This is a genomic window from Microvirga massiliensis (genome assembly GCF_001006805.1).
Lineage (GTDB): Bacteria > Pseudomonadota > Alphaproteobacteria > Rhizobiales > Beijerinckiaceae > Microvirga > Microvirga massiliensis.
On sequence record NZ_LN811367.1, the window covers coordinates 57,776 to 79,178 of the forward strand.

The 21,403-nt window shown below is 64.1% G+C and carries 21 protein-coding genes; 10 read left to right on the top strand and 11 right to left on the bottom strand.

Translation table 11 applies throughout. The features are described from left to right. Positions 1-309: 309 nt before the first annotated feature. The 3 genes from BN1233_RS37030 to BN1233_RS37040 all read left to right on the top strand — a co-directional run bounded on the left by BN1233_RS37030 (position 310) and on the right by BN1233_RS37040 (position 2,611). Positions 310-1,416: an isocitrate/isopropylmalate dehydrogenase family protein gene (locus tag BN1233_RS37030; RefSeq protein ID WP_046868675.1), complete on the top strand. Its 1,107-nt coding sequence runs from the start codon at positions 310-312 to the stop codon at positions 1,414-1,416. A 48-nt stretch (positions 1,417-1,464) separates the two neighbouring features. Then, a complete protein-coding gene (locus BN1233_RS37035; RefSeq protein WP_046868676.1) occupies positions 1,465-1,749 on the top strand; it encodes a putative quinol monooxygenase in 285 nt (94 codons plus the stop codon). Positions 1,750-2,119: 370 nt separating this feature from the next. Continuing rightward, on the top strand, positions 2,120-2,611 hold the full coding sequence (locus BN1233_RS37040) for a phospholipase A2 family protein (RefSeq protein WP_046868677.1): 492 nt from the start codon (positions 2,120-2,122) through the stop codon (positions 2,609-2,611). Positions 2,612-2,633: 22 nt separating this feature from the next. Here BN1233_RS37040 and BN1233_RS37045 read toward each other — a convergent pair whose 3' ends face one another. After that, positions 2,634-3,644: an aldo/keto reductase gene (locus BN1233_RS37045; RefSeq protein ID WP_046868757.1), complete on the bottom strand. Its 1,011-nt coding sequence runs from the start codon at positions 3,642-3,644 to the stop codon at positions 2,634-2,636. Between the two features lie 152 nt (positions 3,645-3,796). On the opposite strand from BN1233_RS37045, the gene BN1233_RS37050 reads away from it, so the two are divergent. Continuing rightward, a complete protein-coding gene (locus BN1233_RS37050; protein ID WP_046868678.1) occupies positions 3,797-6,328 on the top strand; it encodes a cation:proton antiporter in 2,532 nt (843 codons plus the stop codon). A gap of 326 nt (positions 6,329-6,654) precedes the next feature. Here BN1233_RS37050 and BN1233_RS37055 read toward each other — a convergent pair whose 3' ends face one another. The 3 genes from BN1233_RS37055 to BN1233_RS37065 all read right to left on the bottom strand — a co-directional run bounded on the left by BN1233_RS37055 (position 6,655) and on the right by BN1233_RS37065 (position 8,975). Beyond that, on the bottom strand, positions 6,655-7,266 hold the full coding sequence (locus BN1233_RS37055) for a DUF3124 domain-containing protein (RefSeq protein ID WP_052764095.1): 612 nt from the start codon (positions 7,264-7,266) through the stop codon (positions 6,655-6,657). A gap of 129 nt (positions 7,267-7,395) precedes the next feature. Next, entirely contained in the window at positions 7,396-8,172 is a 777-nt protein-coding gene (locus tag BN1233_RS37060) for an SDR family oxidoreductase (protein ID WP_046868679.1), read from the bottom strand. Between the two features lie 101 nt (positions 8,173-8,273). Beyond that, positions 8,274-8,975 carry a GntR family transcriptional regulator gene (locus BN1233_RS37065; RefSeq protein ID WP_046868680.1) on the bottom strand — a complete coding sequence of 234 codons (702 nt, stop codon included), beginning with the start codon at positions 8,973-8,975 and terminating at the stop codon, positions 8,274-8,276. 96 nt (positions 8,976-9,071) lie between these two features. Between BN1233_RS37065 and BN1233_RS37070 the strand changes: the two genes are divergently transcribed. From BN1233_RS37070 to kce, 5 genes are all read left to right on the top strand, one after another. Then, the gene (locus BN1233_RS37070) at positions 9,072-10,322 is read left to right on the top strand and encodes an ABC transporter substrate-binding protein (RefSeq protein WP_046868759.1); all 1,251 of its coding nucleotides are present in this window, start codon (positions 9,072-9,074) and stop codon (positions 10,320-10,322) included. 115 nt (positions 10,323-10,437) lie between these two features. Next, on the top strand, positions 10,438-11,313 hold the full coding sequence (locus BN1233_RS37075) for a branched-chain amino acid ABC transporter permease (protein ID WP_046868681.1): 876 nt from the start codon (positions 10,438-10,440) through the stop codon (positions 11,311-11,313). A gap of 5 nt (positions 11,314-11,318) precedes the next feature. Further along, entirely contained in the window at positions 11,319-13,835 is a 2,517-nt protein-coding gene (locus tag BN1233_RS37080; protein WP_046868682.1) for a branched-chain amino acid ABC transporter ATP-binding protein/permease, read from the top strand. A gap of 130 nt (positions 13,836-13,965) precedes the next feature. Then, positions 13,966-14,898, top strand: coding sequence for a 3-hydroxyacyl-CoA dehydrogenase (locus BN1233_RS37085; RefSeq protein WP_046868683.1), 933 nt, complete (start codon positions 13,966-13,968; stop codon positions 14,896-14,898). Between the two features lie 20 nt (positions 14,899-14,918). Further along, positions 14,919-15,851 (top strand): 3,5-dioxohexanoate:acetyl-CoA acetone transferase, encoded by a 933-nt coding sequence (gene kce / locus BN1233_RS37090; protein ID WP_046868684.1) that lies wholly within the window; start codon positions 14,919-14,921, stop codon positions 15,849-15,851. 104 nt (positions 15,852-15,955) lie between these two features. Here kce and BN1233_RS37095 read toward each other — a convergent pair whose 3' ends face one another. Together BN1233_RS37095 and BN1233_RS37100 are read right to left on the bottom strand one after the other, a co-directional pair. Further along, positions 15,956-16,372, bottom strand: coding sequence for a DUF4267 domain-containing protein (locus tag BN1233_RS37095; RefSeq protein ID WP_046868685.1), 417 nt, complete (start codon positions 16,370-16,372; stop codon positions 15,956-15,958). Between the two features lie 107 nt (positions 16,373-16,479). Further along, positions 16,480-16,914: an RNA polymerase sigma factor region1.1 domain-containing protein gene (locus tag BN1233_RS37100; RefSeq protein WP_046868686.1), complete on the bottom strand. Its 435-nt coding sequence runs from the start codon at positions 16,912-16,914 to the stop codon at positions 16,480-16,482. Between the two features lie 252 nt (positions 16,915-17,166). On the opposite strand from BN1233_RS37100, the gene BN1233_RS37105 reads away from it, so the two are divergent. Next, the gene (locus BN1233_RS37105; protein WP_046868687.1) at positions 17,167-18,174 is read left to right on the top strand and encodes an NAD(P)H-quinone oxidoreductase; all 1,008 of its coding nucleotides are present in this window, start codon (positions 17,167-17,169) and stop codon (positions 18,172-18,174) included. Between the two features lie 219 nt (positions 18,175-18,393). Here BN1233_RS37105 and BN1233_RS37110 read toward each other — a convergent pair whose 3' ends face one another. From BN1233_RS37110 to fixJ, 5 genes are all read right to left on the bottom strand, one after another. Beyond that, complete coding sequence (locus BN1233_RS37110; protein WP_046868688.1) at positions 18,394-18,651, bottom strand: hypothetical protein; 258 nt, start codon at positions 18,649-18,651, stop codon at positions 18,394-18,396. Positions 18,652-18,791: 140 nt separating this feature from the next. Further along, a complete protein-coding gene (locus BN1233_RS37115) occupies positions 18,792-19,268 on the bottom strand; it encodes a VOC family protein (RefSeq protein WP_048709057.1) in 477 nt (158 codons plus the stop codon). A gap of 159 nt (positions 19,269-19,427) precedes the next feature. Next, entirely contained in the window at positions 19,428-20,099 is a 672-nt protein-coding gene (locus tag BN1233_RS37120; RefSeq protein ID WP_052764096.1) for a helix-turn-helix domain-containing protein, read from the bottom strand. A gap of 129 nt (positions 20,100-20,228) precedes the next feature. Continuing rightward, positions 20,229-20,606 carry a response regulator transcription factor gene (locus tag BN1233_RS37125; RefSeq protein WP_046868690.1) on the bottom strand — a complete coding sequence of 126 codons (378 nt, stop codon included), beginning with the start codon at positions 20,604-20,606 and terminating at the stop codon, positions 20,229-20,231. Between the two features lie 164 nt (positions 20,607-20,770). Further along, positions 20,771-21,388, bottom strand: a complete 618-nt coding sequence (gene fixJ, locus BN1233_RS37130) for a response regulator FixJ (protein ID WP_046868691.1) — start codon at positions 21,386-21,388, stop codon at positions 20,771-20,773. Positions 21,389-21,403: the final 15 nt, after the last annotated feature.

Genomic DNA, 21,403 nt, shown 5'->3' on the forward strand with positions numbered 1-21,403 from the left:
TCGTGTGGTGGGCCTATTGATTATTCCCCGAGATCCAGTATTCGTTTGCGTATACGTAAATTCTCGATGCGTCAACACGAGCTCCATGCCGGACTTGTTCCACCTGATGCTCCAAGGCTCCGGTCACACCCGGCCGCTCAATAAATTCGCGAGCCGCTGCCTGAGAAACGTCTCGAGTCGGGCCTTCGGGCGGTCTGACACGAGGACGGCCTATTTCGGCTGCCTTCGCCGCGACTCGATCACTTCCTTCGAGAACCCCATTGCGGGGCTTCCTCCCACCGCTTGGCTGCAGCAGAAAGCATCGCACTCATGACACCATCCACGAGTTTCCGCGTTGCCGTGCTTCCCGGTGACGGCATCGGCCATGAAGTGATGCAGCCCTGCATCGACGTCATTGACGCCGCCGTGCGGCGCACCGGGAACTTCGAGCTGCGCTACGAGTGGCTCGAGGCTGGAGCCGATACCTACCGGCAGACCGGGAACGCCTTGCCGACATCCACCTTCGAAGCTTGCAAGCGGGCCGATGCGATCCTGCTCGGTGCGATGGGCATGCCGCATATCCGCTACCCGGACGGAACCGAGATCGCGCCGCAGCTCGACCTGCGATTCGATCTCGACCTCTATGCAGGCGTTCGCCCGATCCGCGCGATTCCGGGCGTGCCGAGCCTCCTCAAGAGCCCACGCGCCGGCGACATCGATCTGGTGATCATTCGCGAGTCGACCGAAGGACTGTTCGCGTCACGCGGCAAGGGCGTGATCGAGAATGACAGGGAGGCCCGTGACACCCTCGTGATCACGCGCGGTGTCTGCGAGCGCCTTTTCGATTTCTCGTTCCGGCTCGGCGCACAACGGAAAGCGAACGGGCGCCCGGGACGTGTGACCTGCGTCGACAAGGCGAACGTGTTCAAGTCGTTCGCCTTCTTCCGGCAGATCTTCGACGAGCGCAAACAGGGATTCCGCGATCTCACGGCCGATCATGTCTACATCGATGCCACGGCACTCATGCTGGTCCTGAAACCATGGGAGTTCGACGTCATCGTCACCGAGAACATGTTCGGCGACATCCTGTCGGACCTCGGCGCCGGGCTCGTCGGTGGCATGGGTTATGCACCCTCGGCCGATGTCGGTGACGAGCATGCCGTGTTCCAGCCCTCTCACGGTACCGCGCCGGACATCATGGGACAGGGAAAGGCGAATCCGACCGCCATGTTCCTCTCAGCGGCCATGATGCTCGACTGGCTGGGGCGCCGGCACGAGGTCGCCGGAGCGGTGGAAGCTGGGCGGCTCATCACGCGGGCGGTCGATGACGCTTTCCGCGGCGGACGCCTCCTCACCTGCGAGTTCGGCGGTGACACGGGAACGAAAGAGGTAGCGGGCGCAGTCCTCGACGCCATCGAGACATCGGGACGTGCGTAACGGCAAGAACTGTACTCATCGGGCATCCGACACGCGGAGAGACCACTGATGTTCGTGGTAATCGTCTGGTTCGACATCCTGCCGTCGCGAATGGACGAGCTTCTGCCGCTCATCCGGGAGAACGCACGGCGATCGATCGCGGACGAGCCCGGCTGCCGGAGATTCGACGTGTGTCTCGATCCTCATGCACCGGATCGCTGCTTCCTCTACGAAATCTATGACGACGAGGCGGCGTTTCAGGCGCATTGCCAGGCGGATCATTTCAAGAGTTTCGATACCGCGTCTGCGCACCTGGTCGCCAGGAAGGAAGTACGGATTCTGCGGCTCGTTTAGGCCGTAAGAGCGGCACAGGAAGTCATCGGAGGCGCAGTCACGCTAAGAGAGCCTATGTCCATCATTACAAGCCGCAGTCGTCCAGCCTGACGCGGATCCACATCGTCCTTGCGAGCCGGAGGCGAAGCAATTTACCCGTCGACGGATGCGCTCCTGGATTGCTTCACTGCGTTCGCAATGACGGTGAGGGCGGCGCAACGGGCCGTGCGATATCGGCTGCGGCCTGCTATGACGGGACAGAGCTGTCCGAGCCCTCTTTCCGTCATAGTTCGAGCGAAATCTTGCACCTGCAGACAGGTTCGCCATTGGCAGTGCCTGACCGAACTCGCCTTCGTTCTTGCGCCTTGGCTCACCTCTCGGGAGAGATGGCATGTCGATCACAGGACTCCTTCAGGATTTCGTCCCGACATACGGGAACTACGGCGGCCCGGATTACTCGGGTGGCGTTTTCGTGCTTCCGGGCCAGCAGCCCAATTACGACGTCCCGCCAATCGATAATCTCGACGCTCTCTTTCGTCAGCACGATATCTGGTCGGGCGCACCTACTTCTGCCGGGAGAGCTGATGCCGATCTCGCCCTGATCGAGGGGATCCGGCAGCTCAATAGCGATACACTGACACCGGAAGGTCATCTTTGGGCGGGAGCCGCAATCCTGGCGATGATAGGCGACATCGCGGTTCGGCAACACCACCCTGAAAAGCTGACGCCGAACGAGGCGCTGGATTTCAGCGGAGAGGCCTTCCAGCATATCGCCCAATCCGGGGTGGATCCCTTCTCGCCATCCGCCGTGGCCGTCGAAAACTCGCTCGAGCAGGCGTGGTCCTGGACCAGCCACCTCAACGTCTTTGACGGGATCTTCTGATCGGACGGAACAGCCCGGCGCTTCAGGCCCCCGGAGCGACGGGCCGGCCTTCGATCGGGTAAGCCGGATCGGTGTAGCGCGGGATGGCCGTAGTGCCGGGCGGGGCTACGGCATCAACGGCCCGCTCGTCCTCCTCGGATATCGTCACATTCAAGGCCTCGAGGTAGGAGCGCCACTGCTCCATCGTGCGCGGGCCGGCAACGAGGCCGGTCATCAGCGGGTTCGCTAACACCCAGGCCCCCGCGAGAGCCCCGAGGCTCACCCGGCGGGCATCGGCATGGCGCTGCAGCTCCTGGGCAGCGGCCAGGTTGGCGGGATGGAATTCCGTCTCGAGGATCCGCCTGTCGCCCGTCGAGGCACGACTGCCCTCCGGCGCCTCACCCTCCCGGTACTTGCCCGTGAGCACACCGCGGGCCAGAGGGCTGTAGGCGACGGTTCCGATGCCAAAAGTGTGACATGCGGGCAGAAGCTCGACTTCTGCCGTACGGTTGAGGGCGTGGTAGTAGAGCTGGCACACGACCGGACGGTCGATGCCGATCTCGTCGCAGAGCGCGCAGATCGCGGCAACGCGCCAGGAGCGGTGGTTCGAGACTCCGAAATACCGGATCGCGCCGGCGCGCTGCAGGTCGGCGACGGCGCGCACGGTCTCGGCGAGCGGCGTCTCCAGATCCTCCTTGTGGAGGTAGAGGATGTCGATGTAGTCCGTGCCGAGCCGCTTGAGAGATTGGTGCGTTCCCTCGACGATCCAGCGCCGCGACAAGCCTCGCCAGTGCGGCCCCTCCCCCATCGGATTGGCGAGCTTCGTCGCGAGCACCCAGTCGTATCGGCGATCGCGGATGGCTCGCCCAACGATCTCCTCGGAACGGCCCTCGTTGTAGGCGTCGGCCGTGTCGATGAAATTCACGCCGCTCGCGAAGGCATCGTCGATGATCCGGCGTGCGTCGGCCTCCTCGGTGCGGCCGCCGAACATCATGGCCCCAAGCACCAGCCGGGAGACGGTCAGGCCCGAACGGCCGAGCCGACGATATGTCATGGTCATGGCATCTCTCCTCAATGTCTCCAGGGCGCCGGATCGGTCGAGCCAGCGCGATCGCGGGTCCCGCTTGCCGGCTGGACGATGCCGGACATGGTCCCGTAAAACGCTCCGGCCTGCGCTCACCCAAAGGTACCAAGCGGGAGCCTCCTGTGGAACTACCCATCGTCCTGTCGGTGTTCGCCGTCCTCCTGGTGATCATCAGCCTGGCCCAGCCGCTGGCCAGCGTCGTCAGGGTTCCGTTCAGCGTCCTGCTCGCCGTCATCGGTCTCGTGATCGGCGTCGCGGCGACGTTCTTCTTGTACACGGACTACACGAACGTCTTCAATGAAATGGCCAGCGCCATTCTCGGCCTGCCGATCGGGTCGACGGTCTTCCTTTACGTCTTTCTCCCTACCCTGCTCTTCCAGACATCGCTCACGCTCGACGTGCGCCGGATGACGGCGGATTGGGTGCCCATCCTGGTGCTCGCCGTCTTTGCCGTATTGATCGCCACCGTTATTATCGGCTTGGCCCTCTTTCCCGTTTCCAGCCAGCCCCTCGTCGTCTGCCTTCTCCTCGGGGCGATCGTCGCGACGACGGATCCGATCGCTGTCGTCGGCATCTTCCGGGATATCGGCGCCCCGGCCCGCCTCGGAATCCTGGTCGAGGGCGAGAGCCTGCTGAACGATGCGGCGGCGATCACGCTGTTCAGCGTCTTTCTGGCACTCCTGCTCGCGTCGCAGCCACTCGATGTCATGGAGGCGAGCCTCGATTTCCTGCGGACGCTCATAGGCGGCACACTTGTCGGATATGTCGGCGCGCGCGGGGCGGCCATGCTGCTCGGCGTGGTCCGTGATTACCGGCCGGCCAAAGTCTCGATCAGCTTCGCGCTGCCTTATCTCGTCTACATCTTCGCGGAACAGGCCCTGCACGTCTCCGGCGTCATCGGCGTCGTCGTCGCTGGCATTACGCTCAACGTCCTCGGTCCCTCCCGCGCCTCGCCCGATGGCTGGCAGTACCTCAAGGAGGTCTGGGAGCAGATGGCCTTCTGGGCGAGCTCGCTGGTCTTCGTTCTCGCCGCGATGCTCGTCCCACGCCTTCTCGCAGATGTTACGTGGGCGGATCTTCTCCTGATCGTCGTCGTCATCGTCGCCGCGCTGGCGGCGCGCGTCGTCGTCCTGTTCGGAATCCTGCCGCTTCTGACGGCGTTGAAGCTGTCGCCCGCGGTCAGCGGGCGTTATCGTCTCGTGATCCTCTGGGGTGGCCTCAGAGGCGCAGTGACTTTGGCCCTGGCGCTCGCCGTCACCGAAAACCGGGCCCTTCCCGCCGAGGTACAGCGCTTCGTGGCGATCCTTGCCACCGGCTTCGTGCTGTTCACTCTTCTCGTCCAGGGCACGACGATGCAATCGCTCATCCGGGCCCTCGGCCTCGACCGGCTGTCCCGCCGCGACGTCGCGTTGCGCGCTCAGGTCCTCGGCGTCGCGCTCCAGAATGTTCGGGAGGGGGTCGAATCGCTCGCCGAGCTCTACAAGGTGAGCTCGAAGACAGCCTTGGCGGAGGCGCGACGGTATGCGGAACGCATCGACAAGGCGGCAGCCCAGACCGAGCGCGGCCAGGAACTCGTGGAGCGCGATCGTCTCGCGCTCGCGCTCGTGACGCTCGCCGGGCGCGAGCGTGATCTGATCCTGGAACATTACCGGGAGCGGACGATCTCGGTCGCGCTCGTCGAGCCCCTTCTCGCGAATGCGACTCTGCTCCTCGAGCGTGCGCGAGGCGGCGGGCGCACGGAATACCAGCGCGCTGCAAAGCAGACGCTCGAATTCGGCTGGCGCTTCCAGCTCGCCCAATGGCTCCATCGGCACCTGAAGATCGAGGGTTATCTGGCGCGTCTGCTCGCCCATCGCTTCGAGATGCTGTACACGACGCGGATTCTTATCGAGGCGATGATCCCGTTCATCGACAGAAAGATCTCGCCGATCCTCGGATTGCGTGCCGGCGAGATCCTGCAGGAGATCATCGGTCGGCGGCGCGAGGCGCTCGACACCGCGCTCGACGCCGTGCGCCTGCAATATCCGAGCTATGCGGAAGCCCTCGAGCGCCGGCTGCTCCACAAGGCCGCTCTCCGGCAGGAGGAACTCGAATACGATGTGCTTTTCGGCGATGGGCTAATCGGCCCCGAGCTTCACGGGTCGCTGCGCCGGGGCGTGGACGAGCAACGCAAGCGCGCAGATGTCCGGCCCCGGCTCGATCTGACCATGAATCCGCAGGAGCTCGTTGGGCAGATGCCGCTGTTCTCCGGGCTCTCCGGGGACGAGCTCGGGGCGGTCGTGAGGCTGCTGCGGTCCTATTTTGCGGTTCCCGGTGAGCGGCTCATCCGCCGCGGCGACCGCGGCGATGCCCTCTACATCATCGCATCGGGCGCGCTCGAGGTCGTCGCCTCGAACCGCAAGTTGCGGCTCGGCCGGGGTGACTTCGTGGGCGAGATTGCGCTCCTCACCGGGCAGCCGCGCGCGACCGATGTCTACGCGATCGGCTACTGCTCCCTGCTGCGCCTCGATGCGCGCGCCTTCAGGAGTTTCCTGGCGGAGCATCCCGACATTCGCCAACGGATCGAGGCCGTGGCCGCCGAACGTGTCGCTGCCAATGCAGCGGCGCTCGCACTCGAGGAGGCTGCAGAGATGGCTACACGCGAAGCGGTATGATCGACGTCATGGCTCTGAGCTGGATTGCTTCACTTCGTTCGCAATGACGGCAGTGAATCCGGCACTTCTTTCTGCTTCCTGAAGTGCTCTTCACGCTCTCACGCCCTCTTCGTCATTGCGAGCAGAGCGAAGCAATCCAGGAGCGCGTCCGTCGGCGGGTAGATTGCTTCGCCTGCGGCTCGCAAGGACGGCAGTGCAATTGGAAGGGCAGTGCATCGCGCCTGCGGCTCGCAATGACGGGAGAACGTGTCAGCGCCTCATCGTTGTTGCAAGCGAAGCGAAGCAAATCCGTCTGTTGCGGCACAGCGCATGTCCACCTGCGTTCTTCATTCAGGCAGCTCGACGGAGCGTGTCGTGCGCCCCTGGCTCACGAACGAGTAGCTCGTCGTCCCGAGCGAGCCGACCATGACGGCTTCCATGATGGGTTCGCTGATCAGATTGTCGCCGGCCCATTCTACAATGAAATTGGCGCCCGTCCCGCCGCGCACATCCTCGTGCGCGACGAAGATCTCGATGGTACCAAGTGGTTTGAGAGCAACCGGCTCGCTCAGGTGAGCCTGAACGAGCTCGCCTTCCGTGTTGTGATAGTCGACCCGCTCCAGCAGCAGCGGTTTCTCTTTTGAGGTATTGTGGATGCTGAGAGTGGTGGCGAGCTCGACGCGGGTGCGCCCGCTCATCACCCGTATCGCCGAGTAGGCCGGAACATAGACGGTTCGGCGGAGCGTGGCTTTCGCATGCGTCGGATCTGCAATCGACGACTTGAAGAGGTCGAGCGGGTTCGCATCACCGTTTCCTCCGCGCGACATGAGATCCATCAGGGCAATCCTCGCCTGATTGCGGATCTCGGCAAGCCGGACCTCCTGGCGCTCCGACAGCCAGACCAGGAGACCGATCCCGAGCAGCAGCAGCGCAACGGTCTGGACCATCCGCATGTTCATGACGACCTTCCTCGATCGCCCCTATCGTAGCAGACGGGAACCCGGTCGTGTCTCCGTACGGTCGCGGTCAGCGGCAGAGGCATACGATACATGCCGCTGCCGGTACTCCCGACCGGCGGAAACCGCCCATCACGCGAGCATCTGCAGATCTCCGTCGATCGCGATCGCCTGTCCCGAGATCGTGCGGCCGCGGGGCGAGCATAGGAACACGATCTGATCGGCGAGCTGCTGCGGCGTCACGTATTCCTTGAGCGAAGCGTTTGCGAGGGCCGAGCTCTCCATCTCCTCATAGGACACTCCGCGCTGCTGGGCCTTCGCCTGCAGGACGCGGCGCTGACGGTCGCCGGAGACAATTCCGGGCAGGATAGCATTCACGCGGATGCCTTCCTCGCCGAGTTCCCGCGAGAGCGATTTCGTGAATCCAATCACGGCCCATTTGGCCGCAGCATAGGGAGTTCGCAGGGGAAAGCCGAAGCGGCCGGCGGCGGAGGACAGGTTGACGATCGAGGCATTCTTGCTCTGCCGCAGGTGCGGCACCGCGAGACGCGTACAGTTGAATTGACCGGTGATGCACACGTCGAGGCAGCGGTCCCAATCCTCCGGGTTGATCTCCTCCACGCCCCCGGTCGGTCCTGCAATCCCGGCATTGTTGATGAGCGCGTCGAGTCCCCCGAGAGCGGCGAGCGCCTCCTCGAAAACCTTTGCGATACCATCTCGGTCCGCGACGTCACCGTAGGAAGACGTCATTTGAGGATCGGTCTTGGCCAGTGCCGCAAGAGCGTCGCGATCGACGTCGCAGACATGCATGAGCGCCTTCTCGCGCACGAAAGCGCGCGCGATCTCGAGTCCGATGCCGCCCGCGCCTGCGGTGACGAGTACGCGCAGACCCGCAATGTCAAGGTTCATCTCTCTGTCCTCCCTGCATGGAGCTGTCTGGACGCTCCGAAAATTCTGTCTGCCGAAAGGGCCATCAATGGGTGCAACGAGAATTCGTGAGCACGCATCGGCTAATCCAGCAGGCGTCCGGTACTCTCGATGAAGCGGGCGGCTCCTTCGATATCCTTGACGAGGGCATCACGGGCCGTTGCGGCATCACCGGCCTCTACGGCGGCGACGAGGCGGCGATGCTGCTCGGCTGCGCCTCCGGTCTGCAGCCGGTCCGGGGAGAGCTTGAGATCCAGGTTCAGAACCGGGCCGATCTGCAGCCACAGGCCCTCGATGATCCCGACGAGCGTCGGAAGGCCGGTCGCGCGATAGACCGCGAAGTGCAGTTCCTTGTTGCTCCGCACGGCCAGCTCCGCCTGCGGCGCAGCTTTCCGGGCTTCGGCCTCGAACGCCTCCTCGCAGTCCCGCATCGCGGCAACATCCGAGTCCTGCCGGCTGCGGGCAGCCTCCTCGGCCGCGAATCCCTCTACGACGAGCCGCACGCGGGTGAGTTCCCGGAAGCGCGCCTTGGTCATCAGGGGAACGCGGACGGCGCGGTTCGGGAGCACCTCGAGAGATTGATCAGCGACGAGGCGCGCGACCGCCTCGCGGACAGGCATCATGGAGACCCCGAGCGATTCGGCGACGCTGCGCAGGGACATCTTCTGGCCGGGCGCCAGCTCGCCTCCCATCAGGCGGTCGCGGAGCGCGGTATGGACACGGTCGCCGAGGCTCACGCGCTCCAGGCGGTCGACCGAAGGGGGCACGACTTCAAGTTTCGTCACTCGGGACTCGACAAGGCGCTCATTTTGCAGCAGCCTAACTGTGATCACAGATCGCCGCAAGCGATGTAAGAAGTGATGTTCGGGAAGGATACCGCCATGTCTCATTCGAAGGATTTGACTCGCCGCACGCTCCTGAAGAGCGCTGCCGGCACGACGGCGCTCGTCGGGCTCGGCATGCCCGCCATTGTCCAGGCGCAGTCGGACGTCATCCGAATCGGGCACCTCACGCCGATTACCGGCTTCCTGGGCCCGCTCGGCGAATACGCGCAGATGGGCGTGCAGCTCGCCGCCGAGGAGATCAATGCGGCCGGGGGTGTGCTGGGACGCAAGATCGAACTCGTGCTGGAGGACTCGGTCAACCCGCAGACCGCCTCAGCGAAAGCGGAGCGTCTGATCGAGCGCGACAAGGTCGCGATGATCATCGGCGAAATTTCCTCGGCTTCGGCACTCGCAATCGGCCAGGTCGCGAACCGCACCAAGACGGTATTCATCAACACGGGCGCCAACTCGGACGCTTTGCGGGGCGAGAGCTGCAATCCCTTCATGTTTCACATCGAGGCCGCGAACTCGATGATGGTTCAGACTGTCGGCAATTATCTCAAGAGAGAGAAGATGGTCGACGGAAAGAAGTGGTACTTCCTCACCGCGGATTATGCTTTCGGCCACGACCTCCTGAGGGTCGCGCGCAAGTTCGTGACCGAGAATGGCGGGCAGGTCGCGGGCGAGGATCTCGTGCCCACGGACGCCACCGACTTCAGCCCGTATCTCCTCAAGATAAGGCAGGCGCGGCCCGACATCGTCGCGTCCAATCTCGCCGGCAACCAGATCACGAACTTCATCAAGCAATATGCCGAATTCGGATTGCAGTATCCGATCACCGGCTTCGGCTTTGACACGGCCGTCGCCTGGGGTGCAGGCCAGGGCAACTTCGCGGGCATCTGGCCGCTGATCTGGCACCACCTCGTGGACACGCCTTCATCGAAGAAATACGTCGAGGCCTTCACGAAGAAATACGGCAAGCCGCCGGAGAATCAGTCCTGGGGTGATTACAACTCGCTCAAAATCGTCGCCCAATCCTTTACGGAGCTGAAGTCGGCCGATCCGCAGAAGCTCGCCGAGCATCTCCGCAAGGGTGCCAAGTTCGACGTCTTGAAGAGCCGCGAAGGCTATTTCCGGGCCTATGACAATCAGATGGTCCAGGAGATGTACGCGGTTCAGGCGAAGGACCCCGGCAAGATGAAGGACAAGTGGGATATCTACGATCCGCTCGGGACGGTTCCGGCGCCGGATCAGGATCTCGAGGTCCTGGCGCCGCCGAAGGACGGCAGCTGCAAGATGTCTGCATGATCCACGCATTTTTGCGCCCGGGCAGCATCGATCGTCCGGGCGCATATCCGACGACGGGTTTCTCCGCCGTGGCTTTCACATCCTGTTTCGGGAAAGATCGGAAAAGGATTCAGGCTTGGCGCTCATCTTCCTCCTCGAACAGGTGCTGAACGGGCTCCTCGTCGGCGCCTATTATCTTCTCATCGCACTCGGCCTCTCGCTGATCTTCTCGCTGGGCGGGATCGTGAACCTCGCCCATGGCGGCTTCTACGCCATCGGTGCATATCTCGCCGTGCTCCTCGCGCCGCAGATCGGCTTCGGCGGCGCGTTCGTTGCATCTCCCATTCTCGTCGGCCTGCTCGGCGTCGTCGTCGAACGCCTTCTGTTTCGCCGCTTCTATCGTGCGGACCCGATCCTCAGCCTGCTTCTGACCTTTGGCCTCGCGATGATCATCGAGCAGAGCCTGAGGATGATCTTCGGCGCGGCCCCACAACCCTTCTCGATTCCACCGGCCTTGCGCGGCCAGATCTTTATCGGGGACTTCCTCTACCCCCGCTATCGCATCATCATCTTCGGCGTCGCTGCCGCAGCCGTCGCCGCAACATGGTTCCTGGTCTATCGCACCTCCTTCGGCCGTGTCGTGCGCGCGGGCGTGCAGAACCCCGACATGGTCGGCGCGCTCGGCATCTCGCTGCAGCCCTACATGACGGCGATCTCCGCCCTGGGGCTCGGCCTTGCCGGCCTTGCGGGCGTGCTGCTGGCGCCGATCTCCGGCGTGCATCCCGCGATGGGTGCCGAGATCCTTACCGCAGCCTTCGTCGTCGTCGTGATCGGCGGTCTCGGCTCGTTCTGGGGCGTGATCGCCGCAGCGGTGCTCGTCGGCATCGTCCGCGGGATCACGATCTACTTCTTCCCGCCCGCCGGTGAAGCCTCGATGTATCTGCTGATGGCGCTCGTGCTGCTCGTACGCCCGCGTGGCCTTCTCGGCGAACGCATTCAGAGGTTCGAGTAGGACGCATGCGCAAGACTTACTGGCCGCTTCTGATTGCGGCACTCTCGCTCGCCATCCTGCCTTTCGCGCTCGATCTGGCCGGATTGCCGCTGCGCTCGTCCATCGACGTGGTGGTGTTCGCGATCGCCTGCATGGGTCTCAACGTCCTCGTCGGCCATACCGGGCTTGTATCGTTCGGTCATGGCGCGTGGTTCGGCATGGGCGCCTATGCGGCGGCGCTTAGCCAGCGTTACTGGTTTCCGGATGGATTTGTTCTGCCGACGCTCTTCACGGTCGTGTTCATCGCCGTAGTGTCTGCGCTCCTCGGTGCCTTGATCCTGCGTCGGCGCGGCGTCTATTTCTCCCTCCTGACGCTCGCCCTGACCGCGATGCTGTTCGCGATCGCCTATCGCTGGACGGATTTCACCGGCGGCGAAAGCGGCCTCGGCGGCATCACACGCGGCACGCTGCTCGGCCTCGATCTGAGGGAGGACTGGACCTATTACTGGCTCGTCGCAGTGGCCGGCTTCGCGGTCTGTTTCTTCCTCTGGCGCTTTCACAGCTCACCCGCAGGCAGCGTGCTGGTCGCGATCCGCGAGAACGAGCAGCGCGCCCGGTTCGTCGGTTATCCGACGAACCGCTACAAGCTCCTCGGATTCGTGATCTCCGCAACAGTGGTGGGGATTGCCGGCACTCTCTCGGTCTTCAATCACCGCTTCGCTTCGGCCGAACCGCTCGCAGTCGCCTTCTCGGGCGAGCTCATCGCGATGGTGGTGATCGGCGGAATGCGCAGCTTCCTCGGGCCGGCGCTCGGGGCCCTGTTCTACATTCTGTTCCGCGAGTTCCTGTCGATCTGGACACCGCACTGGCTGCTCTATTTCGGCCTGCTCTTCGTCGGCTTCATCGTGTTCTCGCCGAGCGGTCTCGTCGGCGTCGCGCAGAGAATCCTGGCGCCGTTCCGTACGAAGGTGACCGAAGAGGCTGCAATGGCGGGCCGCACGGTCTCGGACGAGCCGCTGCCGTCCTTCCTGAAGCCCACCGATCACATCGACGGCGTGATCCTCGAAGCGCGTGGGATCTCGAAGAGCTTCCGAGGCCTCAAGGCCGTGCAGCACGTCAACATTTCCGTGCGTGATCGCAGCCTTCATGCGCTGATCGGTCCGAACGGCGCCGGCAAGACGACGGCATTCAACCTGATCTCCGGACTCTACACGCCCGACGAGGGTGACGTTCTCCTGCGCGGCCGCTCCATCGCGGGGCTCGCGCCCGAGGCGATCACCGAAGCCGGAATCGGGCGCTCCTTCCAGATCACCAACCTGTTCCCGGATCTGACGGTAGAGGAGAACGTCCGCCTTGCCGTGCAGGCTCGCCACCCGCAGCGTTTCAATCCCTGGGTATCCGCGCACTCGATCGGCGAGATCGAAACCCAGACCGCGGCGGTGATCCGTTATCTCGGTGTCGCCGGCATCGAGGCCGCTGAAGCCGGTACGCTCTCCTATGGCGGCCAGCGCCTCCTCGACATGGGCCTCGCGCTCGCGACGAAGCCGCGGATTCTTCTCCTCGACGAGCCGCTTGCCGGCCTCTCCGCTGCCGAGAGGCAGCGCATCGGCGACATCATCAAGCGCGTCTCCTCGGATATCCCGATGCTCCTCGTCGAGCACGACATCGACCGCGTCTTCCAGATCGCGGATGCCGTGACGGTGATGAACGAAGGCCAAGTCCTGGTCGACGGAACCGTCGAAGATGCACGCTCCAGCACGAAGGTTCAGGAGATCTATATCGGCTCCGGTGCAGCAACGCTCGCCGCCAAGCCCCGTGAGAGCGCAGCCGAACCCGCGACAGTGCTGTCCGTCACCGACGTGAACACCTTCTACGGCAAGAGCCATATCCTCGCCGACGTCTCCTTCGACGTGCACCAGCACGAGATCGTCGCCGTTCTCGGCCGCAACGGCGCCGGCAAGTCGACGCTGCTCAAGACGCTGATCGGCATCGCGCCGCCGGCCTCCGGCCGGATCGTGCTCGACGGACAGGACATCGCAGGAAGGCCCTCGGCCGAGATCGCGCGCCTCGGCATCGGCTATGTGCCGCAGGGGCGAGGCCTCTTCGCCGGGATGACGGTGGCGCAGAACCTCGAGCTCGGACGCCTCAAGCGCGAGACCGGACGCGGCGTGCGCTGGGATCTCGAGCGGATCTTCGAATATTTCCCGCGGATCCGCGAGCGGCTCGACACGCCGGCCGATCTCCTCTCGGGCGGCGAGCAGCAGATGGTCGCGGTCGCACGCGCGCTCTCGGGCGACGTCCGCGTGCTTCTTCTCGACGAGCCTTTCGAAGGCCTCGCTCCGGCTGTCGTCGAGCAACTCTTCGAAAGCTTCGACAAGCTCCGGCACGAGGTCTCGATCATCATCGTCGACCACCACCTCGACCTCGCGCTGGCACTGTCGGACCGGACTATTGCGCTCGAACGTGGCCGCGTGATCTATACCGGCCCGTCCAAGGACCTGCGCGACGACCTCGCCTTGCGGCGTCGAGTTCTGTGGCTGTGACGAGGCGCGTTCGGGCGAGACAGTCATTGCCTGGCCGGTGCTTCGGCCGTAACTGCGAGCCCGAACCATCCGTGATGGCACACCGCTCGGTGGATAAGTGAGACAGCCGCTTCAGAACGGAGATCAGCAGATGCCATCGATTGCCATTGTGGGAGCCGGCCTGATCGGGCGCTCCTGGGCCACCGTCTTCGCCCGCGGCGGGTGGGATGTACGATTGACCGATCCGAGCGCGGAGACGCTAGCAGCCGCGCCGGGGCTGATCAGGCGCGCCCTTGAGGAATTGGCGGAATACCAGCTCGTCGAAGATGTCGATGCGGCGGCAGCGCGCGTCTCCGTCGCCTCCTCGCCGGCCGAAGCCGTGCAGGGTGTCGACTTCGTGCAAGAGAACGGACCCGAGGATCTCGAGGCGAAGCGCCGGATCTTCGCCGAGCTCGACGCTGCCGCACCGCCGCACGCGATCCTCGCCTCCTCGACCTCCGCGATTGTGGCGTCGCTGTTCACGGAGGAACTGAAAGGCCGGGCACGCTGCCTCGTCGCCCATCCCGTGAATCCGCCGCATCTCGTGCCGATCGTGGAGCTCTGCGGCGCGCCCTGGACGGCTCCCGAAGTGATCGAGACGGCACGCCGGTTCTACGAGAGCGTCGGGCAGGCGCCGATCACGGTTCATCGCGAGATCGAAGGCTTCGTGCTCAATCGCCTGCAGGTGGCGCTGCTCTCGGAGGCCTTCCGTCTCGTCGGCGAAGGCATCGTCTCGCCGACGGATCTCGACAAGACGGTCGCCGAAGGTCTCGGGCTGCGCTGGTCCTTTATGGGGCCGTTCCAGACGATCGAACTGAACGCTCCGGGTGGAATCCCCGATTACTGTGCGCGCTACACGCCTTTCTTCCGCCGCTACATGGCCGACCGCCCGAGCGCAACCGTGTGGGATCAAGCCAATATCGATCGCGTCATGGCGGCCTGGAATCGATCGCCCTCGCGCGAAGAGATCGCCGAACGGACCGCCTGGCGCGACCGGCGCCTGACCGCGCTCAAGGCGCACAAGAAATCACAACCCGACACCTGACAACCGGAAGGACCAGAGCCATGGCGAAGAACCGTAAAGTCATCATCACCTGCGCAGTAACGGGCGCGATCCATACACCCTCGATGTCGCCGCATCTGCCGGTCACGCCCCAGGAGATCGCCGATGCCGCGATCGGCGCTGCCGAGGCGGGCGCTGCAATCGTGCATCTCCACGCGCGCAACCCACAGACCGGGCAACCCGACCAGAACCCCGAGGCCTTTGCGCCGTTCCTCGGCGTCATCAAGCAGCGCTCGAACTGCGTCGTGAACATCACCACCGGCGGCGCACCGACGATGGCGATCGAGGAGCGACTGCGTCCGGCCGCGACCTTCAAGCCGGAGGTTGCCTCTCTCAACATGGGGTCTATGAATTTCGGCCTCTACCCGATGCTCAGCCGGTTCAAGGAGTTCAAGCACGATTGGGAGCGGCCCTATCTCGAGGGCTCGCGCGACCGGATCTTCCGGAACACTTTTGCCGATATCGAGCACATCCTCACGAGCTGCGCCGAGAACGGCACGCGTTTCGAGGTCGAGTGCTACGACATCGGCCATCTCTACACGCTCGCCCATTTCGCCGATCGCGGCGTGATCAAGCCGCCCTTCTTCGTTCAAAGCGTGTTCGGAATTCTCGGCGGCATCGGCCCGCACCCAGAGGACGTCATGCACATGAAGCGCACGGCCGACCGATTGTTCGGGGACCAGTATCGCTGGTCCGTGCTCGGCGCCGGCCGCAATCAGCTTCCGATCGCCGCCATGGCGGCGTCGATGGGGGGCAATGTGCGCGTCGGGCTCGAGGACTCTCTGTGGATCGGGCCCGGCAAGCTGGCGGAATCGAATGCAGAGCAGGTTCGTCTGGCGCGTCAGATCATCGAAGGTCTCGGCCTCGAGATCGCGACACCCGACGACGCGCGCGAGATCCTCGCGCTTAAGGGTGCGGATCGAGTCGCGTTCTGATCGAGTCGCGTTCTGATCGCGGCGGAGCATTCGCTTCGCGAGCGTCGCGCGCCAACGCGCGCGACGCTCGCGCGACCTGCTGCCAAAGCCCGAGTGTAGCAGGCTCATGTTTCTGCGCGCGCCACCCAGATCGCAAGAGCGGCAAAGCAGAGCGCGCTGCCAGCGTGAAGGAGCAGATGGCCGGGCGAGGACAGGCCCCGCGCAATCGCCACGAGGACAATATCGCAGAGCGGGATCAGCACGGTGACCGCAAGGACGATCACGACTGCACTACGCGTCGCAAAGAGCGTCAGCCCCGCGATATAGAGTCCGAGCGCCAGATCTCGAAATCCGATCGCCCGCAGATAGGACTGGCCAATTCCTTCGGGCGCCGGAATGCCAAAAAGGGCAGCCCCCGCGATCGGCACCAGGATGAAAAGCGCGCCGATCAGCACGAAGACCAGCGCCAGCCCGAGCACGATCCAAGTTCTGAACTCCGCAATCGGGAGCCGATCTATTTGCTCCTCGGAGGCGTCACGCATGCGGCCCTCTGAAACGGAGTCGGTCGCGCCGGTTCAGCGGCGCCCCGGCCAATGTCCCGTAATCCCGGGCGTTCATGCAAGGACGACAACCAATCCGGCCTGTCTTGTCAGGCGGTAATCGCAATCACGAGGCCAAGCACCACGACGACGAAGAGCCCCGCGATCATGATGGCACGCTCGGCGAGAGGATCCCCTCCGAGGAGCGCCGACGACGCCGAACCATGCGGCGCGACCGAATCCCACGTCAGCGACGATGATGACCGCTCGGCTGGCCCGGTCGTGTCCCCGCCGGCCAGCGCCGGGTCGGCGGGCGGCAGGCGCACGGGATGGCGTGCAGCATCACGCCCGAGCAGAAACTCACCCTCGAGCCCGACATCCACTCCTTGCTCTTCGAGGTGCTTGACGACCAGCGCGATCTCGTCCGTGTCCATCGAGTCGATCGGCAGCGCGCGCCGGAGATCGTCGATCGAGAGTTCCCCGCCCTGTCTCTTTCCCAGGGCCACGAGGCGTTCCATTCTGTCTTTGTCGATCGGCGTTGCCATGGGGCCATCTCCCCGTTGGGACCGTGCGGGCAGCCGTCACGAACCGCCCATCCGGCAGGAAAACGCGACAATGGTCCCCTTCGTTGCAGGCCCGGTGCACACGCTCTCGCGAGGTCCGTACGACAGCGTGCCAGCGCCGATCCCAGGCCGATTTGCGGTTGCCTCGCGGGCAGCAGCCCCCTAGGTTGCCCGGCGAAGAAGGGCGGCGTAGGCACGAGATGCAGCGCCACATGACAACCCGGGAGAAGGCAGATGACGGCACCGCCCGCAACCATGCGGCAGATTCGCTTCGCTGGAGCAGGCGGTCCGGAGGTCATCAAGATCGAAACCGCCGAAACGCCCCGTCCCGGCCCCGGGCAGGTTCTCATCGAAGTCGTGGCGGCCGGCGTCAACCGGCCCGACTGCCAGCAACGGGCCGGGCGCTATCCTCCACCCCCTGGAGCAACCGAAATCCCTGGCCTCGAGGTGGCGGGACGCGTGGTCTCGGTCGCGGACGACGTCTCCTGGCCGAAGGTCGGCGACGAGGTCTGCGCGCTCGTGGTCAGCGGCGGCTATGCCGAATTCTGTGTTGCTGATGCCGCTCTGTGCCTGCCGCGCCCGAAACCTCTTTCCTTGATCGAGGCCGCGGGCGTGCCGGAGACCTACTTCACGGTCTACGACAACGTTTTCACGCGCGGACGTCTCAAGGCGGGTGAGAGCTTTCTCGTGCACGGCGGGTCGAGCGGGATCGGCTCGACGGCCATCCAGCTTGCCCGCCAGGCCGGCGCAACCGTGTACGCGACGGCCGGCTCGCAGGAAAAATGCGAGTTCTGCCTGAGTCTCGGCGCCACGGCCGCCATCGACTACCGGCGGCAGGATTTCGTGGCCGAGATCAAGCAGATGACCGATAAACGAGGTGTCGACGTCATTCTCGACATGATTGGCGGCTCCTACGTCCAGCGGAACTTCTCGGCTCTCGCGGTGGAGGGACGCCTCGTCCAGATCGCGTTCCAGCAATCCAGTAAGGTCGAGGAACTCAACCTGCTGCCGATCATGGTCAAGCGGCTCACCTACACGGGCTCGACGCTCCGCCCCCGTTCCACGCAGCTCAAGGCGGCCATTGCCGAAGGGCTGAAGGCCAACATCTGGCCGATGCTCGATCGCGGCGCCGTCAAGCCTCTGGTGCATGCCACATTCCCGCTCGAAGAGGCGCAAAAAGCGCATGAGCTCATGGAGTCGAGCGCCCATCTCGGGAAGATAATTCTGGTGACCGGACGCTGATTACGGCCCGTCCGAGAACCACTTCGTCTTTGCGAGCCGCAGGTGAAGCAATCTACCCGTCGACCGATGCGCGACTGGATTGCTTCACTTCGTTCGCAATGACAGGCGCGTGAAGGCCGGACCCACTGCCGTTATGGCGAATCATAGGCGAAGCAATCTCTGATCACTTCGCTGCGCTCGTGGTGACGAGAAGGGCGCGTAAATGTACCCGACCCTCTGTCAGTTCTTGGTCGCGGCCTGCGCCTCCGCGACGGCTTCGGCTTCATGCCGCACCTGCTCGGAAAGCTGACGCGCGATGGCGGCAATCTTCAGCGCCGTCATCTCCTTGCCATGCACCTCGACATGGCCGGCAAGACCGACGGTCAACAGGGACTCGAAGACGGACTGCGCCTGAAAGCCACGCTTGATCAGCTCCAGACTGATCTTCTGCCAGTGATCGGAAAGCTGCTCACGGATTTCCGGCGTGTCATCGATCATGAAAATAGAACACTCTGTTTGCACTCGCTTCGCCTAGACTCGCTTTGTGCCGCCCGCATGGCAAGACGACTTTTCGTCGAGGCACGCACTTCTCCGGGAGTGGCTCCTGTCCGCCCTTTGGGCCGATATACGCCGGGTGCTCAGAGCCTCTTGGAGCGGCGTGTGCGAGGACGGTCGTCAAGCGGCTCACGCAACTCGAGAGCGTGACCGTCCGGATCGCGTACGACGGCGACGCGATAGACGCCATTCTCGTCGTCACGCGGCTCCCGCTCGATGAGAGCGTCAGATTCGGCCATGCGATCCACGAGGGTGTCGACATTCTTGACGATAAGCGTCACCGGCTCGCGGGAGGTCTTGAGACTGCCCGTCGCGTCTTCAGCCGAACGCAGCTCGATGGCGTCGAAACGGCGTGCCAGCGTCACGACGCGGACGCCCCCCTCCAGGCGATCTTCGATACGAATGAAGCCGAGCATGGCCCGGTACCAGGTGACGGCGCGGTCGATGTCCTGAACCGGCAGGGATGCCTCGCCCGAGACCGGCACCGGATCGGCGGCGCCCGGCACCGTGCCTGCAGCGAGCATCGAAAGCGCCAGCAGAGCACTCCGAACCATTCTCATTCTTGTTCTCCCCGGCGCATGGCAAGGCGCTCCCGAGGAGCGTCCGTGAAAACCGGGGCTTTTAGCGCTACCAGCCGGCGCGCGCTGTGCGGCACCGCACAATGCTTTGCCGGCTTGGCGCCCCTCGTGGCGTCCGCCGGGGGCTCGATCGCAAACTCGTTATCCGACGAGCTGGGCGAGAGCGGGCTTGTCACGCAGCTCGACGCGTCGCGTCGACGGGAGGGCAATGTAGCCCTTCCGCTCGAGCTGGGTCAGAGACCGGGAGACGGTCTCGATCGTCAGGCCGAGATGATCGGCAATGTCTGTCCGCGACATGGTGAGCTCAAAGCTGTCCTCGTTGAGCCGTTCGGAGATGTCGAGCAGGAAGGTCGCGATCTTCTCGATGGCCGATTTCCGCCCGAGCAGGAGCATATGATCCTGCGCACGCGCCAGCGCCTGCATCAGAGCCTCGACGATGGCGACCGCGAAATCGTTGTCATTCGCCGCGAGGCCCTCGAGGCCGCAGCGCTTGTAGGACACGACCTTGGCCTCCCCTACGGCCTCGGCGGAAAATCGGTGCTCGTCCCCAGCCTCGATTCCAAAGAGGTCACCGGGCAGGTAGAAGGCGCCGATCTGCCGCCGGCCGTCGCTCAGGAGCTTGGACGTCCGGACGGTCCCCTCCACGACCTTGTAGTAGTAGGCCGTGCGATCCCCCTCGCCGAAAATCTCCTCGTCCTTGGCGTAGCGCCGGACCGTGCCGGCGCTCGGCACATGCCCCACGCCATCCGTGTGCCTCCGCGGCTGCTGCCTGAAGAGCAAGGTTGCGGCGGGGGTCGGAGAGATCGTCTGCATGGAAGCCCCTCACATCGGCGGAACCGAACATGGCTTCACGGTATTCCGGGCAGATGACAGCCGAAATTCAGATGTGGACCCTAAGGGATTTCCCGGAGGCACCCGGCGCGGGAGTCGGGCAGGCACCCGTCAGGCGGAAGATGCCAGGGCACTCCGGATCCTGTCGACGAGAGAACTGTCCGACAAGGGCTTCTCGAGGACCGCGGTGATCCCGGCATCGAGGGCCCGGCGGCGCAGATTCTGATTGAGGCCGCCGGCGATCAGGATAGCCGGAAACGCGACATGCCGGCTTCGCAGTTCGCTGACGAGCTCGAGCCCGTTCATCGTCGGCATTTCGTAGTCGACCACGAGGCACGCATGAAGTGGGATCTCGGACTCCGCCAGGAGATCCTGAGCACTCGCGTAGACGCGCACATCCAGCCCCTCGAGACCGAGGGCAAATTTCAACGACTGACGGACGGCAGCGTCATCGTCGACGACGAGCACCGGTCCGGACGAAACGGGCATCGAACCGTTTTCCCACTGGCAATGCCCGTTCTTAGCCGATCCCGCTTGGCCGGATTTTGATCCATCTCAAAACCCGCCCGTCCCGAAGGTCTGGAGGATCGGGTCACGGAGCAATACCGCTGCGCTTCGGCGATGATCGGCTGTGAGCCGCGACCTGCGCCCGGTCAGACCGGCGAGTGTCCTGCCATGAGAGCCATGCGGACGAGTTCGGACAGACTCGCGGCCTGCATCTTCGTCATGACATTGGCCCGATAGATCTCGACCGTGCGTGGCGAAATGCCGAGATCATAGGCAATGACCTTGTTGGCTTTGCCTGCGACGAGCCCATCGAGCACTTGGCGCTCCCGTTCCGAAAGGGAAGCAATGCGACGGACGATTTCCGTGTTTCGCGATCCCTTCTGGGCATCGCGGACTTGCGTATCGAGGGCGGTACGAATTGCCGACAGCAATGCTTCGTCATCGAAGGGCTTCTCGATGAAGTCGACGGCGCCGGCCTTCATGGCCTCGACCGCCATCGGGACATCGGCGTGTCCGGTGATGACGATCACGGGAAGATCGATGCCCCGGTTATGCAGATGCCGTTGCAGTTCGAGACCGTCCATTTCCGGCATACGGATGTCGGTGACGATGCACCCATGGGCCAAGCTCGGAAGTGCTGACAGGAAAGAGAGCGCCGAGTCGTAGAGCCTGACCGAGAGGCCGGCCGAACCCAGCAGGAAAGCGAGCGACTGACGAACCGCCATGTCGTCATCGACGATATGGACGACCTGCTCATGGCTCATATGCGACATCCCCCC

Coding starts and splice junctions, on each gene's coding strand:
- BN1233_RS37030 (WP_046868675.1), top strand. CDS start 310: ATGACACCATCCACGAGTTTCCGCGTTGCCGTGCTTCCCGGTGACGGC.
- BN1233_RS37035 (WP_046868676.1), top strand. CDS start 1,465: ATGTTCGTGGTAATCGTCTGGTTCGACATCCTGCCGTCGCGAATGGAC.
- BN1233_RS37040 (WP_046868677.1), top strand. CDS start 2,120: ATGTCGATCACAGGACTCCTTCAGGATTTCGTCCCGACATACGGGAAC.
- BN1233_RS37045 (WP_046868757.1), bottom strand. CDS start 3,644: ATGACATATCGTCGGCTCGGCCGTTCGGGCCTGACCGTCTCCCGGCTG.
- BN1233_RS37055 (WP_052764095.1), bottom strand. CDS start 7,266: ATGAACATGCGGATGGTCCAGACCGTTGCGCTGCTGCTGCTCGGGATC.
- BN1233_RS37060 (WP_046868679.1), bottom strand. CDS start 8,172: ATGAACCTTGACATTGCGGGTCTGCGCGTACTCGTCACCGCAGGCGCG.
- BN1233_RS37070 (WP_046868759.1), top strand. CDS start 9,072: ATGTCTCATTCGAAGGATTTGACTCGCCGCACGCTCCTGAAGAGCGCT.
- BN1233_RS37080 (WP_046868682.1), top strand. CDS start 11,319: ATGCGCAAGACTTACTGGCCGCTTCTGATTGCGGCACTCTCGCTCGCC.
- BN1233_RS37085 (WP_046868683.1), top strand. CDS start 13,966: ATGCCATCGATTGCCATTGTGGGAGCCGGCCTGATCGGGCGCTCCTGG.
- kce (WP_046868684.1), top strand. CDS start 14,919: ATGGCGAAGAACCGTAAAGTCATCATCACCTGCGCAGTAACGGGCGCG.
- BN1233_RS37095 (WP_046868685.1), bottom strand. CDS start 16,372: ATGCGTGACGCCTCCGAGGAGCAAATAGATCGGCTCCCGATTGCGGAG.
- BN1233_RS37100 (WP_046868686.1), bottom strand. CDS start 16,914: ATGGCAACGCCGATCGACAAAGACAGAATGGAACGCCTCGTGGCCCTG.
- BN1233_RS37105 (WP_046868687.1), top strand. CDS start 17,167: ATGACGGCACCGCCCGCAACCATGCGGCAGATTCGCTTCGCTGGAGCA.
- BN1233_RS37110 (WP_046868688.1), bottom strand. CDS start 18,651: ATGATCGATGACACGCCGGAAATCCGTGAGCAGCTTTCCGATCACTGG.
- BN1233_RS37115 (WP_048709057.1), bottom strand. CDS start 19,268: ATGAGAATGGTTCGGAGTGCTCTGCTGGCGCTTTCGATGCTCGCTGCA.
- BN1233_RS37120 (WP_052764096.1), bottom strand. CDS start 20,099: ATGCAGACGATCTCTCCGACCCCCGCCGCAACCTTGCTCTTCAGGCAG.
- BN1233_RS37125 (WP_046868690.1), bottom strand. CDS start 20,606: ATGCCCGTTTCGTCCGGACCGGTGCTCGTCGTCGACGATGACGCTGCC.
- fixJ (WP_046868691.1), bottom strand. CDS start 21,388: ATGAGCCATGAGCAGGTCGTCCATATCGTCGATGACGACATGGCGGTT.